Below are 15,508 nucleotides of genomic sequence, written 5' to 3'. Positions count from 1 at the left end.
TTCAATGGTAGCTGCTTAGGGTGCGTCTCCTCTTGGCATGAACATCGGCGAGGCGGCGTGACCCGGCACATTCCCTGGATTTTGACAGCGATCATTGGCGCGATCGCCCTCACGGTCGTGGCCGTTTCGCGCGGCGAGGCGGTCAATGCGCTATGGATCGTGGTGGCAGCGGTCAGCTGTTTCCTCGTCGCCTATCGCTACTATGCGCTCTATATCGCGCGCCATGTGATGCGGCTCGATCCTGCGCGGCCCACGCCCGCAATCCGCCGTGCCGACGGCCTCGATTATGTCGCCACCGACCGCACCGTCCTGTTCGGCCATCATTTCGCGGCGATCGCGGGCGCGGGGCCGCTGGTGGGACCGGTGCTGGCGGCGCAGATGGGCTATCTGCCCGGCACGCTGTGGATCATCTTCGGCGTGGTACTGGCGGGCGCGGTGCAGGACTTTCTGGTCCTGTTCATTTCCATGCGCCGCGACGGTAAGTCGCTGGGCGAACTCATCCGCATGGAAATGGGGCAGGTCGCGGGCACCATAGCGCTGTTCGGCGCCTTCATGATCATGGTCATCATCCTCGCCGTACTGGCGCTGATCGTGGTCAAGGCGCTGGCGGAAAGCCCCTGGGGCATGTTCACCGTCGCTGCCACCGTGCCGCTCGCCATGGCGATGGGTGCCTACACCCGCTGGATTCGTCCCGGCCGCATCGGCGAAGTGTCCATATTGGGCCTGATCGGCCTGATCGCGGCAATCGTCTATGGGCAGGCGATCGCACAATCGCCGGTCTGGGGTCCGGCCTTCACCTTCACGCCGTTGCAGCTCTGCTGGATATTGATCGGCTATGGCGCGGTCGCTTCCGTCCTGCCGGTCTGGTTGCTGCTTGCGCCGCGCGACTATCTCTCGACCTTCCTCAAGATCGGGGCGATCGCCGCGCTGGCGATCGGCATCGTCATCATGGCCCCGCCTTTGAAGATGCACGCCGTCACCCAGTTCGTGGGCGGCAACGGCCCGGTCTGGTCTGGCGGCCTCTTCCCTTTCCTCTTTATCACCATCGCCTGCGGCGCGGTGTCGGGATTCCACGCGCTCATTTCCAGCGGCACCACGCCCAAGCTGATCGCCAGCGAAGCCCATGCGCCGATGATCGGCTATGGCGCGATGCTGATGGAAGCGTTCGTGGCGATCATGGCGCTGGTCGGCGCCTCGATCCTGGACCCCGGCATCTATTTCACGATGAACAGCCCCGCCGCGCTGATCGGCACCGATGCGGCGAGCGCATCGGCCGCCGTCACCGCCATGGGCTTCCCGATCTCGCCCGACCTCATCGCCCAGACCGCGACGGATGTCGGCGAACATACGATCATCAGCCGCGCGGGCGGCGCGCCGACGCTGGCGGTGGCGATGGCGGAAATCTTCAGCCATGTCGTGGGCGGCCCGGCGATGAAGGCCTTCTGGTATCATTTCGCGATCCTGTTCGAGGCGCTGTTCATCCTGACCGCCGTGGACGCGGGCACCCGCGCCGGGCGCTTCATGTTGCAGGATCTGATCGCGCTCGCCATGCCCTCGTTCAAGGAAACGAAGAGCCATGTTCCCGGTATCGTGGCGACGGCACTCTGCGTCGCGGCCTGGGGCTTCTTCCTCTATCAGGGCGTCACCGATCCGCTGGGCGGGGTGAACACGCTCTGGCCGGTGTTCGGCATCTCCAACCAGATGCTCGCCGCCATCGCGCTGATGCTGGGCACCGCCGTGCTGTTCCGCATGAAGCGGGACAGGTTCGCCTGGGTGACGTTGTTGCCGACCGCCTGGCTGCTGATCTGCACCCTTTCTGCGGGCTGGCTCAAGCTCTTCTCGGCCGATCCCAAGGTCGGATTCCTCGCCCATGCCGCAAAGTTCAGCGCGGCTGCGAATACGGGCGAGGTACTCAGCCCCGCCAAGTCGATGGCGGAAATGCAGCGCATCATCTTCAACGACCGAATCGACGCCGCCTTGGTGGCGCTGTTCCTGGCGGTGGTGCTCTCGATCCTGTTCTTCACGGTGAAGACTTGCATCGCCGCGCGCCGGATCGCGGCCCCCACTGCGCGGGAAATTCCGGCCCAGCTGGTGCCCGCGGAATGAGCGGCCTGTTCGACACGCTCCGCCGCACCGCACGATTGATGGTTGGCATGCCCGATTATGATGCCTATCTGCGCCACATGGCCGACCATCATGCCGATATGCCGGTGATGGATCGCACCCAATTTTTCCGCGATCGGCAGGAAGCCCGCTATGGTGGAAAAAATGGCGGGCGCTGCTGCTAATTTTGCAACATTATTACAAGTTATTGCAATTTTACGACTGATAAATTTACATTTATCCCTTTTGGGGTATTGCTGTTTCGCGTGTCTCTGATACGGGCCGCCAGTCCTTGGTGCCCGACAGCCTGGGGATATGCCCCCTGCCCTCCCTTGCGGCAGGGGGCATTCCATTCAAGCCTCGGCGTTGAACCCCGCGATCATCCCCGCCGCGATCGACAGTGCGATCTCCGCCGGTCCCACGGCGCCGATGTCCAGCCCCGCCGGTCCGTCGATCCGCGCAAGCTGCGCCGGATCGAAGCCTATCGCACCCAGCCGTTCCAGACGCGCTGCATGGCTGCGCCGCGATCCCAGCGCTGCGACATAGCCGGTGGGAGCACGCAGGGCGGCCGCCAGCGCCGGATCGTCGATCTTGATATCGTGGCTGAGCGTCACGACCGCGGTCGATTCGCCGGGCAAGCGCGCCGCCACCGCCTCGTCGGGCCAGCGATCGTCCAGTTCGACGCCGGGAAAACGCTCCTGCGTCAGGAAACGCCCGCGCGGATCGATCACCACCGGCTTGACGCCGATCGCCTGCGCCAGCGGCACCAGCGACTGGGCGATCTGGACCGCGCCCACGATCAGCAACTGGCGCGGCGGATCATAGCGATTAATGAAAGCGCCTTCCTCCGCGCCCTCGCGCGTCACGCCGATTTCCAGATCGGTGGACAGGGTCAGGGCGCGTCCCTGCGCGCTGTCGGCCTGGATGCGGTCGAACAGGCCTGGCGCGAAGCCGCCCGCACGCACCGGTTGGACCAGCACGGCAATCTCGCCACCGCAGGGCAGGCCAACCTCCCAGGCATCGCCATCGGCCACGCCATAGCGATGGACATGCGCAGGCCGGCCGGCGATCACCTCGGCCGCGCGCTGCAACACATCGGTTTCGACGCAGCCGCCCGAAATGCTGCCTTCCAGCCGCCCATCCTGATGCACCAGCATATGGCTGCCACGCGGGCGCGGCGCCGATCCCCAGGTGGAAATGACCGTCGCCAGCGCCATCGGCGCGCCGCGCCATTCGATCGCCTTGCGGATCACCGCACCATTGTCGTTCAAAGCGAAACTCCCTCGGCACCGGATCATGCCATATTGTCCGTCATGCCCGTACCCGCGCAAGAACGCAGCCGGGAAACACCCACTTGACGCAATGGGTAGCCTTCGTGGTCAATTCAAGCGGCGGCCGGTCCACACCACGCGGCCGACAATATCCACCAGCGCGGGATCGATATCGGCCCAATCAGGATAGTGAGGATTGTCGCTGACGACGCTGAACCGCCCGCGCCGCGGTCCCATCGCGATCCGCTTCACCATCAACACGCCATCAAGACGCAGTACATAGACGCCGTCGCGCAGCCGCTCTGCATCATCGTCATGATCGACCATGATATCGTCGCCATCACTCAACGTCGGCGCCATCGATTCGCCGTCGACCCGAATGATCGACACGCGCTGCGGCCGTACGCCCAGATGGCGCAGCCAGCGCGCGTCGAACGCCATCACCCCCGCTGCCCGCTCATCCTCGTCCAGCGTGCCGCCACCTGCGGACGCGCCCAGCGCAAGGCGCGGCACCGACACCACCGCCGGCGTTGTCCGCAAGCGCGGCTGGGGTGACGCCGCAACCTCGACCGACGCTCCGCCCAGCATCGCTTCCGGCACGCCGAAATAGCGCGCCAGCACGCGGCGGTCATCCTCGTCCAGCTTGCGGGGCGTCCCCCGCTTGATGAACTGCTGAATATAGGCCGGGTTGCGGCCGATCAGCCGCGACAGGTCGGCATAATTCTCCCCCCTGTCAGCGATCAACCGATCCAGCGCGGCTCGGGCGTTCTGCGATTCATCCATATCCAGTCCATTATCGATAAGATTTTTCCTAGACAAGTAGGAAATCGAGGTTGAGATAGGAATATACCTACCGACTCGCAGCGGGCGAGTCGCTTCGAACGGGGAGAAATGCGCCGATGCCTCTGCTGGTGACGATCGAGAAATTCCTGCGCCGACATGCCATGCCTCCCACCAAGTTCGGCCGCGAATGCGCGCGGGATCCACGGCTGGTCTTCGACCTGCGCAATGGCCGCGAACCGGGCCCCCGCGTGCAGAGACGAATAGAACATTTCATGAACAGTTATTGCAGGAGCGCCGGTCAATGACAAGCATCGATCCTATTTTCGTACGGAAGAATCTTATCCATTCCGATGCAATAGGAAATCGCTCAGCCGATCCGCTGCCTCGGTTGCTGGCGCAACTGATCGCGCGTGCCGGTGCGCCAACCCTGGTCGAGCGCGCAACCAGCCGCCCCTGGGCCAGCGCCCTGTTCGAAGGGCGCCGCCACATTATCCGGCTGAAACTGGAGGGAGGAGATGCCTCGGTTCGCCGTGCGCAGTTCGCGCAAGGGCTGGAAGAGGCGGAATGGATTCTGCCCCGCCATTTCGTCGCCGATATCTGCATCGACGATCAAGGCGCGGAAGCCGACAGCCTGTGGATCGAGCTGTCGGCACTGACAATCAGCGATTGGTGATGGGACGGCGCGGACTAGCGCGAACGAGCCGCCATGCTGCGCAGCGTACCAAGGGCGGCCCGCAGCGCTTCGTCCGCGTCGGGCGCGACCGATTTGCGCACCGGTACGCGCTCGGCGACCAGCATGTCGGCCAGCACGCCGGTGGGGCGGCCCGACATGCTGCGACGGCGCGAGGCGAGGCCGCGCTCCAGCCGGTCGGTCAGTTCGGCAATCGACAGGCCATGCGTCGGCAACGGCAGCGGCGTCAGCATTTCCCGTGCGGCCATTACAAACGGTTCGGGCGCAATCGCTTCCGGCATGATCGCTTCTTCGATCGCCTCGGGTTCCTCGATTACTTCGGGCTCTTCAAGCATCTCCGGCGCGAACGGCTCGATGTCCGCCCAGGATACCTCCTGCGCACAAGACGTGGTTTCGGTCGCTCCGACCGACGCTTCGATCGGTTCGGACACCGGCGCTGCAAAGACAGGATGCTGGAACGCGGGACGCTGGAAAACCGGCTGCGGCGGCGTCACCTCGGCCGGCTGTTCGACCGGAACCCGTGGCATGGCAAAGCCTGGGGTCGGCCGCACCGGATCTGATGCCTGTTCGGGATGCATGGCAATCGGTCGACGTCCCGATTCGCGGCGCGCGAAAATCTCGACACCGTCGAAGTCGCGACTGGCGAAGATAGGCAGGCGTGGCGGCGCGTCCGGATGCGCGTCGGCCCGGCGCAGCACCGGCGCGTCGGCATCAGCGACCGGCGTGGTGCGCCCCCGTGCAAGGGCAGTCAGCTTGGAGAAGGCGAAACCCATTTTTCTTGCTCCCTGGGCGCGCTCCCCGCGCCCCTCTTCTTCAATCTCGTCCGCATCCACCGGATCGCGGCGCATAATCCCTACCAGCCCCACTGCCAGCAGCCCGGCAAAGCCGGCCAGCGACAGCCGCGCGGTCAGCCCCAGCGGCGGCGCGGCGGCGGGTACGGCCTCGCTGAGGCCACTCGATGCCACGACCGTTTCCAGCAGACCGACCGGCATCGCGATCAGCGCGACGGCAACAGCGGTGCCGGCCAGCACTGCCATCATCGCTCCGCGTCCGATCCCCTGGCCTGTCAATGCCTCGACCTTCGCTCTTGTTCACGCTGCCGCACGCGCCCGATGGGCGCGTGCCAGCAACTGCTGGTAAACAGGCTCGTAACGCAAAATGTTTGACGACCAGTTACGATCGCGCTCGACAAAAGCGCGCGCCACCGCGCGACGCTCGTCCCAATTGCTGCGGTCGGCGAACAATTCGGCCAGTGATTCGGCGATCGCAGCAGGATCGTCCGGCGCGAACAGGGTGCCGGTCATGCCATGCTCGATCAGTTCGCGATGCCCGCAGACGCTCGACGCCGCCACCAGCCGCCCCTGCGCCATCGCTTCCAGCGGTTTCAACGGCGTCACCAGATCGGTCAGCCGCATCGCCTTGCGCGGATAGGCCAGTATGTCGACCTGCGCATAATAATGTTCGACCTGATCGTGCGGCACCCGGCCGACGAAGACGATATGGTCGGTAAAGGGCGACGCCCGCGCAGAATCGCGCAGCGCCTGCTCCATTGGCCCGCCACCGACCAGCACCAGCTTCGCCCTGGGCCGGGCGCGCACGAGTCGCGGCATGGCTGCGATCAGGTCGTCCAGACCTTCATAGTCGTAGAAGCTGCCGATGAAGCCGACGACATCGGCGCCCTCCAGCCCCAGTTTCGCGGTCAGGTCCGGGTCACGCGGCACTGGATCGCCGAACTGCTCCAGGTCGACGCCATTGGGTGATACGGTGATCTTGGCCGGGTCGATGCCGCGCGCGATCAGGTCGCCGCGCAGCCCTTCGCAGATCACCGCCACCGCATCGGCATTACGCACCGCGTGGGTTTCCAACTGGCGCGTCAGCCAATAGCGCGGACTGCCTTGCGTGCCTGTGCCGTTGCCGACCGCGGCATCCTCCCAGAAGGCGCGGATTTCGTAGATCATGGGGATGCCATGCCGCTTCGCCACGCGCTGCGCGGCGATGGCGTTCAGCACTGGCGAATGGGCATGGATCACGTCCGGCCGCCATTGCCGCACCAGCGCATCGATCGAATCGGCATGGGCGGCGATGTCGCGCCATTCGCGCAGCACGGCATTGCCCGTCGCCGGATCGCCCGGCGTGCGGTGAAAAGTCAGCCCATCCACCACTTCCTGCGGAGGACCGTCGGCGCTGTGGCGGCGGCCGGTGATGCCGCGCACCTCCCACCCCTTGGCGATCTGCGCGCGCAGGATCGCCCGAGTGCGGAAGGTGTAGCCGCTGTGCATCGGCAGGCTGTGGTCCAGCACATGGAGAATGCGTGTCATAGCCAGCCCTGTGTGCGCCAAAAGGTTTAACGGCCCGTCAACTCTGTCGCGCTAGGAGGAAAGCCGTGCCCACCGGAACGCGCCCCTCTCGATGATCGACACCCTGTCCCTGCTGATCAGCCATGGCGCGATCCTGCTGGCTGCATGGCGTTTGCTGTCGCGCGCCGACCTCGACCGGGATCCCGATTCGCAAGGCATCGACGGGACGGAGCCGCGCCCCGATGCGTGACCTGTTCTTCGTCGCCTTTCTCGGCCTCTTCTTCCTCATGGGTTTCCGCCGGCCGTTCCTGCTGGTCGCGGTCTATGCCTATATCGACATCGTCTCGCCCCAGCGGCTGTCCTATTTCCTGCTCAACGCCATTCCGATTTCCTTCATCGCCTTTGCCGCGATGGTCGGCGCATGGCTGCTGGTGGACGACAAGAAGGATTGCCGATTCTCTGCACGGCAGGGGCTGATGCTGCTGCTCGTCGCCTGGTGCGGCTACACCACCATGACCGCCGACTTCCCGGTCGAAGCGCTCACCAAGTGGAACTGGGTGTGGAAGGCGATCATCGCCGGCGTCTTCCTGCCGCTGGTCCTGCGCACCCGCCTGCGAATCGAGGCGATGAGCGTCTTCATGATCCTGTGCGCCAGTACGATCATCATCAATGGCGGCATGAAGACCGCGCTGTCGGGCGGCGGCTATGGCGTGCTGAACCTGATGGTGGACAATAACAGCGGCCTGTACGAAGGCAGCATCATCAGTTGCGTCGCCATCGCACTCATTCCGCTGATCCTCTGGGTCGCCAATCACGGCACCATCTTCCCGCGTGACTGGAAGCTAAAGCTTTTCGCCTGGTGTCTCTGCCTGGCCTGCATGTTGATGCCGATCGGGACGGAAGCGCGCACCGGCCTCGTCTGTCTCGTCATCCTCGCAGGCATGATGCTGATGCGGTCGAAGCGGAAGTTCGTCTACGGCCCGCTGATGGCCTTCGCCGCTCTGGCATCCATTCCCTTCCTGCCCGCCAGTTTCACCCAGCGGATGCAGACGATCGAAAATCACCAGGGTGACGAAAGCGCCTCCACCCGCGTTGCGGTGTGGATGTGGACGCTCGACTATGTGAAGCAGCATCCCGGCGGCGGCGGCTTCGACAATTATCTCCAGAACAGCTTCACCTATTTCGCCCAGAGCAGCGTCACTGACGGCGGCGGCACGCGGATCGAGCGCCGGCTCGTCACCGATCATGGCCGCGCCTATCACAGCGCCTATTTCGAGTTGCTGGGCGAACAAGGCTATTTCGGCTTTGCCATCTGGGCGCTCATCCACCTCATCTGCTTCATCCGGACCGAATCGATCCGTCGCCTGTATCGCAAGCGCGACGGACCGGACGAGGCGTGGATCGCGCCCTTTGCCGTGGCGCTGCAACAAGGACATGTCATCTACATGATCGGGTCGCTTTTCGTAGGCATCGCCTATCAGCCCTTCATCTTCATGATGCTCGCGCTCCAGATCGGGCTGGACACCTATCTGACCCGCAAGCGCAAGGACGCCGCGCGCCAGAGCCTTGCCGCTACGCTCGCGACCCAGCGGGGGCTTCCCGCATGAGCGGCGAAGTGCGCGCGCTAGGCATGGCGCATGCTCTGGTGCTGGGCCTGCTGCTCGCCGCGCCTCTGGTCGCTCCGGATATGCTGCCGCATGGGATCGCGGCGCTGTTCATCCTCGCCGGCTTCCACTTGCGCCTCGCCGACCGACGCTTTTCCCTGCGCGGCGATGCGAAGGACTGGACCAGCCACATCGCCATGGCTCCCACTCGCCTGCTCCGCTGGGTCGCGAGCGTAGCGGTGGCGCTGGTAGCAGGCGACATCGAGCAGGCGCAGACAATCCTGATCGCGGCGCTGCTGTGCGAACTGACCCTCTATCCGACCGGCACCATATTGCTTGGCCGCAGCAACCTGTCGATCAGCGTCGGCATATTGGCCCTGCTGCTGATCGCTGCCGGGGTGAGCGAGCCGGGGCTTGTTCGCCTCCTCTTCTGCTTCGCCGTCGGCGTGACCGCCTGCCTCGTCTGGCTGCGCGGCCCCGATGGCGAGCCGCGCGCGCTGGCGCTGGCGCTGGGAGGAGGTGCAACCGCCGCCCTGATGGTACTGCTCCTGCCCGCCACCCTTGCGTTTGCGCTGCCGATCCTGACCATCTGCGCGGCCTGGACTCTGGCCCATCTGTCGGTGCTGCGCCGTCGCCCCGTTCCCTGGCGGCTCGGCACACCGCCGGTCCGCGTCGCGCTGCGGCCCCCGCTTTCCTGAACGCCGTTATCGGAACGAAGCGATCGACCACGGGTTTTACGCCATGAGAAGGAAGACATGGCCCAACCCTCCATCGTCCATGCGGACGACCGTAATCCCGGCATCACGCGGCGCGCCCTGAAGCGCGGCTGGGCCTATCATGACTCGGACGGCGACCGCATCACCGACCGGGACGAGATCGACCGGCTGAACGCCGTCGCCTTGCCCCCCGCCTATCGCGACTGCTGGTTCTGCGCCTCCCCCTTCGGCCATATACAGGCGACCGGCTATGACGATCGGGGCCGCAAGCAATATCGCTATCACCCCGACTTCCGCGCCGCGCGCGAGGCGGAGAAATATGCCGGCTGCCCCGATTTCGGCCGCGCCTTGCCGAAACTGCGCGAGAAGCTGGAAGCCGACCTGTCGAAACGCGGCCTGCGCAAGGACCGTACCATCGCCGCTGTCGTCCGCCTGCTCGACCTGGCCAAGCTGCGCGTCGGCAACGAGCATTATGCCACGACCAACAAAAGCTTCGGTGCGACTACGCTGCGTCGCCGCCATCTCGATCTCAATGGCAGGTCGCTGACGCTTCGCTATCGCGCCAAGTCGGGCAAGCAGCATCAGTTGACCGTCACCGACAGCCGCCTGCTGCGCTTCGTGCGGCAGGTGCAGGATCTGCCCGGCCAGCATCTCTTCCAATATCTGGATGAGGATGGAGAGGCACGGCCGATCTGTTCCAGCGACGTCAACGCCTATATCGCCGACGCCATGGGGGCGCCCTTCACCGCCAAGCATTTCCGCACCTGGGGCGCATCGACCATCGCCTTCGAAACGCTCGCGGCGGGTCATGTATCGCTAAAGCAGATGGTCGCCCCGGTTGCCGAGGCGCTGGGCAACACTCCGGCCATCAGCCGCAAAAGCTATATTCATCCCGCGCTCATCGCCCTTTGCAAGGATGGGCAGGATGAATGGCGCAGGGGGCTTCGCCTGCCGCGCCGGACGCGCTATCTGTCACGGGAGGAGCGCGGCCTGATCGCCTTCCTCGACAGTATCGCCGATTGCGCCCCGCTTGCAGCGGCGGCCTGACACCGAATCTTCGACCAGACAGGACAGGCATGGCCGACAAGAAAGACCCGACGTTTCCCGATATCAGTGTAACGCCCCCGAACCTTCGGGAAATGTGGGATTCCACCATCGCCTGGTTCCAGGTCCATTATCTCCAGATCCTGATCGCCATCGGCGCGGCCACGCTCATCTACCTCGCGCTGGCGGCGCTGCGCGAACTGGGCAAGCGCCACCGGGGCCATCGCGGCGATCCGCTCGGCTACACCAATGTGCTGGGCCGTGCGGCGGCGCGCACGACCCATTATTTCATGCTGCTGGTGTCAGCACAGTTGGTGACGGGCTATGCCGACGCACCCGCCTCTCTGGCCAAGACCGTGACCTTCCTCTTCACCATCGCGACCGTGCTGCAAGCCGCGATCTGGGCGCGGGAGATCATCCTTGGCCTGATCGAGCGCAAGACGCTGGCAGAGGATGGCGGTGGCGAGACGCTGGCCAATGCCATGGGCCTCATCCGCGTGCTGGTCAGCGTAGCGCTGTTCGCGATCGCGGCGGTCGTGGTGCTCGACAATCTGGGCGTGAACGTCACCGGCCTGGTCGCAGGCCTGGGCATCGGCGGCATCGCCATCGGCCTGGCGGCGCAGGGTATCTTCTCCGACCTGTTCGCGGCGCTCTCCATCATCTTCGACAAACCCTTCCGCCGGGGAGAGACGATCACCTATGACACCACTACGGCTACCGTGGAGAAGATCGGCCTCAAATCCACTCGCCTGCGCGCGGTAACGGGCGAGAAGAAGGTGATGTCCAACGCCAATCTTCTGCAAAAGGAAATCACCAGCTACCTCGTCCTCGACCATCGCCGCGTCAAGTTCGCCATCGGCGTCATCTACCAGACCCCGCCCGATGTCGCCGACCAGATTCCTGGCATATTGAAAGCGATCGTCGACGATCTGGGCGGCCGCTTTGTGCGGTCGGGCTTTGTGGGTTTCGGCCAGTCGAGTCTCGATTTCGAACTGGAGTTCGACGTCTATCTGCCCGACTGGGACGCCATCTACGTCATCCGCCACAAGATCGGCCTCGCCATATTGCGCCAGTTCAACCAGCGCGGCATCGAATTCGCCTATCCTACGCAGACGACCTTCACCTCCGCGCCCGACGGAACCATGATCATGCCTTATCCCGAGGCACAGCCCGTGAAACGGGTCGAGGGGTGAGACGGGCCCCAAGACAGAAGACCGCCCCGTCATCCCGACATGAAAAGGGCCGGAGCATCGCCCCGGCCCGATCCCTTTCCCTCTGACTTCGCGACTATCCTGCGCTTGCGCCGGTGATCGCCGCGATCGAGGGCTTGTTCGAAGCGTCGATCGTGCCATCGGCGGTCATCGCCTTGCCCATGGTGATCACCTCGTCGCGCAGGCCTTCCTCCATCGACGTCTGGCTCGCGCCGATCAGGGCGGACAGGAGGATATTCTTACTGACAGCGTCAGCAGGCTGCTCGGTGACCGACAGGCGGGCGAGCGGCAGCGCTTCCTGATAATAGGGGTCGGCCCCGTTGGTGTCGCTCGCGGCCAGCTTCTGATTGCCCAGTTGAATCAGGATACCGGCCAGGATGTTGCGGCTGGCAACGTCGGTCGGCTTCGCTTCCACCACCTTGCGCCAGTGCGGCAGTGACTCGCCATAGAGCGCTATAACCTTGTCCATCTGGCCGAGCGCGCCATAGGCAGCGGCATCGGCATAAAGCGCGTTGGCAAGGAAGTTCACATTGTCGATCTTCGTCGGATCGACTTCCACGGCGGTGCGGATGGCGGGGATGGCGGTGTCATATTTGGCGACCGCGCCGGCATTGTCGCCGGTTTGCTGCGCGCTCTGCCCTGCGGTGAAGTCAGTCACGGCCTGGTTGAAGGCAGCAATCTGGTCGGGCGTCATTTCCTTGGCGACGGGTGCCGATTCGGCAGGGGCTGCTTCGGCCGGGGCGCTCTGGGGTGCTGGGGCTTGCTGCGCCAACGCGGGTGCGGCAAGCGCCAGCGGCGCCGCGACGGTCGTCAGAAAAAACTTGGCAAATCGAGCCAATGTCAGGGTCTCCTTGATCGGTTTCATCGAAAAAGTCGCTCCAGCGCGGATTTCGCGCGGTACAACTCTTTCAATGAACGAAGGAATAACCCGGTTCCCGATCTTTTACATTCGGCTCATCCCGCAAAAGGCTCCGGCCATGGAAAATTCAGTCTGACGACGTGCCGCTCGCGCCGAAGCCTCCGCATCTTCGCCCCATTGCTCGACCTGCCAGGCCTCATCGATCTCCGCCGCCTGCCAGATAGCGTCGATGTCACGCCCGCCCTCGACCAGTGCCAGTCCGCAGACCAGCGATCCGCTGAGCGTCACCAGCGTCGACAGACCGCACAGCGTGAAGGGATCGAGCGCAACGACCGCCGCCTCCAGCCGAACCAGCGTGTCGTCGGGCTGGGCGACGGGAAGGATCCCCTGCGTCACGGTGAAGGCCACGTCATAGCGAGCACGCGCCCAGTCGAGCAGCGGATCCCAGGCCGCCGCCTGCCGTGCGACCAAAGTGTCCGGACCATCGGCACGGTAGCAGAGCAGATCGCTCTGCGCATATCGGGCAACACCGGCGGCAAAGCGCGACTTGTCGGTCGCGACATGATCAATCGCCGCGTTGGCCAGACCGGTGACAGGCATGGAGGCGGGGTCGACCGTTTCGCGCTGCGCGCGCCATTCGGCCGCGACCGCTTCGGCCAGAGCCGCCGTCGGCAGGGCCAGCACCGCGCGCGCGGGCGTGCGCACCGGACGGCCGTCGAGCTGGATCGCGAAATCGCCTTCCGCTTCGACGATGCTTACATCGGTGTAGAAACGCTTCATTGGGGCGGCCTCTGGCGGAAGAGCGCCAGCAGCAGGCGCGGAACGACAATGAACTGAAACAGGCCGGTAACGACCATGATCGCGCCGAACGCTTTGGCCTTGTCGCCCTGCACCCAGGAAAAGCGCTGCATGATGGCAAGGAAGCCGAACATGACGATGAAGGCGCCCGACAGGCGGAAGATACCGATGGCAAAATGGCGCTGGCGCGCGACCTTGTCGGGGTCTTGCGACGGGGGTGGCGGCGGCGGAGGTATGTCGTTCATGGCGCGCCGATATGGCCGCGCAACTCCCTGCTGTCCATCGCTACCGCATGGGCGCCCGCCGCTGCGAGATCATCGGGCGCGTGATAGCCCCAGCCGACGCCGATCGTGCGTGCGCCCGCCGCCAGCCCCATGTCGATGTCGAAGCTGGTGTCGCCGATCATCACCGTGGATTCCGGCATTGCGCCGGCTTCGGTCATGGCTGTCTGGAGCATCGAGGGGTGCGGTTTGGACGGATGCCGGTCAGCGGTCTGGAGCGTCACGAACCGGTCGAACAGGCCATGGTGGGTGAGGCAGAGAGTAAGGCCCCGGTCGGACTTGCCCGTCGCCACGCCCAGCAGCCAGCCGGCATCATCCAGTTCCTCTACCAGATCGGCAATGCCGGGATAGAGCGGTTCCGATACGGCATTTTCCTGTCGCAACGCGTGGAAGGCGCGCTTGTAGCGTTCGGCCAGATGATCGTGAAAGTCGCTCTCCGCATCCGGCAGCAGCCGCGCCATCGCGACCGGGAGCGACAATCCAACCACTGCCAGCGTCGCCAGCCGCTCCGGCGGGGTCAGTTTCGCCTCCTCGAAAGCGCGCACCATGGCGGTGCAGATACTGTGCTGGCTGTCCACCAGCGTGCCGTCACAGTCGAAAACCACCAGCTTGTTCATGGGCGATTGCTCATGCGTCGTCCAAAGTCCCCCGCATCAGGGCGGCAATGGCTTCATCGCCCGCCGCCGCCATTCCATCCGCCGCCGCCGCGCGTGCGGCCGGCACCTTGTTCTGGCCCAGCTTGCATGTGCCGCGCCAGTCGCTGACGGTCATCTGATAGCCGATAATTGCCCCCGTCATACGGTCGAACAGGCCGGGCGTCATTTTGTTCCGCGTCCAGACCGGCTTGGGCGCCAGCCGCGCCTCGCTGTCGAGCGAGATCGCATCAATGAGGCCTGGCAGCGCTTCGGATGGAAGCGCCCGCACATCGCCCTCCAGTTCGGCGGCGACATAATTCCACGTCGGCACCTGATCCTCCAGCCCATACCAGTCCGGGCTGACATAGCCATGTGGCCCGTTCACCACGAACAGCGCCCGCGCTCCGTCGACATGAGGCGCCAGACGGTTGCCCCGCGACAGGTGGAACCCGATCCGCGTCTCGTCCAGCCACACCACCGGCACATGCGCGACCATGGGTCTGCCCGGCGTCTGGACGAAGAGCATCCCGAACCGCTGCGCGGCAACGAAGGCGCGCAGCGTATCCCTGTCCTGCCACCGGAACTTGGGATCGGGATGCAACCGTCAGGCCTCAGCGCGATCCGCGCGACCGGCGCTCGCCCTTGCGGTCCTTGCGGACCTGCTTGGCACGCTGGCGCGCGAACTTCTTTTCATCCTCACGCGTCGGGGTCCGGTCGATCTCATCGTCCAGCGGCATGTCGCCGAGGCTGAGGTCGAAGCCCAGCTCGTGCAGGCTGTTGGCAAAGTGCGTCGGCAGTTCCGCCGTCACATCGACCCGGCCGCCATCGGGATGGTCGACGCGGATACGGCGGGCGTGCAGGTGCATCTTCCGACTGATCGTGCCGCTCAAGAACGCTTCCTTGCCGCCATATTTGCCGTCGCCCACGATCGGGAAGCCGATCGCGGCCAGATGGACGCGCAGCTGGTGCGTGCGCCCGGTATAGGGTTGCAGCTCGACCCAGGCGGCGCGATTGCCGGCGCGTTCGATCACACGATAGCGGGTGCGGGCAGGCAGCCCCTCTTCCTCATCCACATGCATCTTTTCGCCGCCGGTGCCCGGCTGCTTGGCGAGCGGCAGTTCGATCATGCCGTCGTTGATGGACGGCACGCCCATCACCAGCGCCCAATAGACTTTGCGCGCGGTGCGGCTGGAAAAGGCCTTCGCGAAATGGGCG

The 15,508-nt window shown here is 64.9% G+C and carries 19 protein-coding genes; 9 read left to right on the top strand and 10 right to left on the bottom strand.

Translation table 11 applies throughout. From position 1 onward, the window contains the following. Window positions 1-57: 57 nt before the first annotated feature. Complete coding sequence (locus VMR39_RS03085) at window positions 58-2,106, top strand: carbon starvation CstA family protein (protein WP_325414232.1); 2,049 nt, start codon at window positions 58-60, stop codon at window positions 2,104-2,106. Further along, window positions 2,103-2,288, top strand: a complete 186-nt coding sequence (locus tag VMR39_RS03080) for a YbdD/YjiX family protein (protein WP_325414230.1) — start codon at window positions 2,103-2,105, stop codon at window positions 2,286-2,288. The genes VMR39_RS03085 and VMR39_RS03080 overlap by 4 nt, the downstream gene beginning before the upstream one ends. A 168-nt stretch (window positions 2,289-2,456) precedes the next feature. On the opposite strand, the gene VMR39_RS03075 is transcribed toward VMR39_RS03080, so the two are convergent. Together VMR39_RS03075 and VMR39_RS03070 are read right to left on the bottom strand one after the other, a co-directional pair. Then, window positions 2,457-3,374 carry an XdhC family protein gene (locus tag VMR39_RS03075; RefSeq protein ID WP_325414228.1) on the bottom strand — a complete coding sequence of 306 codons (918 nt, stop codon included), beginning with the start codon at window positions 3,372-3,374 and terminating at the stop codon, window positions 2,457-2,459. A gap of 108 nt (window positions 3,375-3,482) precedes the next feature. After that, complete coding sequence (locus VMR39_RS03070) at window positions 3,483-4,157, bottom strand: S24 family peptidase (RefSeq protein WP_325414226.1); 675 nt, start codon at window positions 4,155-4,157, stop codon at window positions 3,483-3,485. Window positions 4,158-4,273: 116 nt separating this feature from the next. On the opposite strand from VMR39_RS03070, the gene VMR39_RS03065 reads away from it, so the two are divergent. Together VMR39_RS03065 and VMR39_RS03060 are read left to right on the top strand one after the other, a co-directional pair. Further along, entirely contained in the window at window positions 4,274-4,462 is a 189-nt protein-coding gene (locus VMR39_RS03065; RefSeq protein ID WP_325414224.1) for a hypothetical protein, read from the top strand. Next, window positions 4,459-4,830, top strand: a complete 372-nt coding sequence (locus VMR39_RS03060; protein WP_325414222.1) for a hypothetical protein — start codon at window positions 4,459-4,461, stop codon at window positions 4,828-4,830. Before VMR39_RS03065 ends, VMR39_RS03060 begins: the two co-directional genes overlap by 4 nt. A 14-nt stretch (window positions 4,831-4,844) precedes the next feature. On the opposite strand, the gene VMR39_RS03055 is transcribed toward VMR39_RS03060, so the two are convergent. Together VMR39_RS03055 and VMR39_RS03050 are read right to left on the bottom strand one after the other, a co-directional pair. After that, window positions 4,845-5,885 carry a hypothetical protein gene (locus VMR39_RS03055; RefSeq protein WP_325414220.1) on the bottom strand — a complete coding sequence of 347 codons (1,041 nt, stop codon included), beginning with the start codon at window positions 5,883-5,885 and terminating at the stop codon, window positions 4,845-4,847. A gap of 54 nt (window positions 5,886-5,939) precedes the next feature. After that, window positions 5,940-7,166, bottom strand: coding sequence for a TIGR04063 family PEP-CTERM/XrtA system glycosyltransferase (locus VMR39_RS03050; RefSeq protein ID WP_325414218.1), 1,227 nt, complete (start codon window positions 7,164-7,166; stop codon window positions 5,940-5,942). 91 nt (window positions 7,167-7,257) lie between these two features. On the opposite strand from VMR39_RS03050, the gene VMR39_RS03045 reads away from it, so the two are divergent. From VMR39_RS03045 to VMR39_RS03025, 5 genes are read left to right on the top strand one after another with little or no spacing between them, the layout of a single operon-like run. Further along, window positions 7,258-7,395 carry a hypothetical protein gene (locus VMR39_RS03045; protein ID WP_325414216.1) on the top strand — a complete coding sequence of 46 codons (138 nt, stop codon included), beginning with the start codon at window positions 7,258-7,260 and terminating at the stop codon, window positions 7,393-7,395. Continuing rightward, window positions 7,388-8,752: a putative O-glycosylation ligase, exosortase A system-associated gene (locus tag VMR39_RS03040; protein ID WP_325414214.1), complete on the top strand. Its 1,365-nt coding sequence runs from the start codon at window positions 7,388-7,390 to the stop codon at window positions 8,750-8,752. The genes VMR39_RS03045 and VMR39_RS03040 overlap by 8 nt, the downstream gene beginning before the upstream one ends. Continuing rightward, window positions 8,749-9,447: a hypothetical protein gene (locus VMR39_RS03035; protein WP_325414212.1), complete on the top strand. Its 699-nt coding sequence runs from the start codon at window positions 8,749-8,751 to the stop codon at window positions 9,445-9,447. The genes VMR39_RS03040 and VMR39_RS03035 overlap by 4 nt, the downstream gene beginning before the upstream one ends. A gap of 57 nt (window positions 9,448-9,504) precedes the next feature. Then, complete coding sequence (locus VMR39_RS03030; RefSeq protein ID WP_325414210.1) at window positions 9,505-10,512, top strand: DNA topoisomerase IB; 1,008 nt, start codon at window positions 9,505-9,507, stop codon at window positions 10,510-10,512. A 29-nt stretch (window positions 10,513-10,541) separates the two neighbouring features. After that, entirely contained in the window at window positions 10,542-11,702 is a 1,161-nt protein-coding gene (locus VMR39_RS03025) for a mechanosensitive ion channel family protein (protein ID WP_325414208.1), read from the top strand. A 94-nt stretch (window positions 11,703-11,796) separates the two neighbouring features. Here the strand turns inward: VMR39_RS03025 and VMR39_RS03020 are convergent, their stop codons facing one another. From VMR39_RS03020 to VMR39_RS02995, 6 genes are all read right to left on the bottom strand, one after another. Beyond that, window positions 11,797-12,585, bottom strand: coding sequence for a hypothetical protein (locus VMR39_RS03020; protein WP_325414206.1), 789 nt, complete (start codon window positions 12,583-12,585; stop codon window positions 11,797-11,799). Window positions 12,586-12,663: 78 nt separating this feature from the next. After that, window positions 12,664-13,359: an ATP12 family chaperone protein gene (locus VMR39_RS03015; RefSeq protein WP_325414204.1), complete on the bottom strand. Its 696-nt coding sequence runs from the start codon at window positions 13,357-13,359 to the stop codon at window positions 12,664-12,666. Then, entirely contained in the window at window positions 13,356-13,622 is a 267-nt protein-coding gene (locus VMR39_RS03010; RefSeq protein ID WP_325414202.1) for a hypothetical protein, read from the bottom strand. The genes VMR39_RS03015 and VMR39_RS03010 overlap by 4 nt, the downstream gene beginning before the upstream one ends. Beyond that, window positions 13,619-14,275, bottom strand: a complete 657-nt coding sequence (locus VMR39_RS03005) for an HAD-IA family hydrolase (protein WP_325414200.1) — start codon at window positions 14,273-14,275, stop codon at window positions 13,619-13,621. Before VMR39_RS03005 ends, VMR39_RS03010 begins: the two co-directional genes overlap by 4 nt. A 10-nt stretch (window positions 14,276-14,285) precedes the next feature. Then, on the bottom strand, window positions 14,286-14,894 hold the full coding sequence (locus VMR39_RS03000) for an FMN-binding negative transcriptional regulator (protein WP_325414198.1): 609 nt from the start codon (window positions 14,892-14,894) through the stop codon (window positions 14,286-14,288). 10 nt (window positions 14,895-14,904) lie between these two features. Next, window positions 14,905-15,508 (bottom strand): RluA family pseudouridine synthase (locus tag VMR39_RS02995; RefSeq protein WP_325414196.1); only part of this gene is annotated, 604 nt, incomplete at its 5' end.

The organism is Sphingobium sp. (genome assembly GCF_035511395.1).
Taxonomy (GTDB): domain Bacteria; phylum Pseudomonadota; class Alphaproteobacteria; order Sphingomonadales; family Sphingomonadaceae; genus Sphingobium.
The sequence above is the reverse complement of the archived record's forward strand: the minus strand, read 5'-3'. Positions and strand labels throughout refer to the sequence as shown.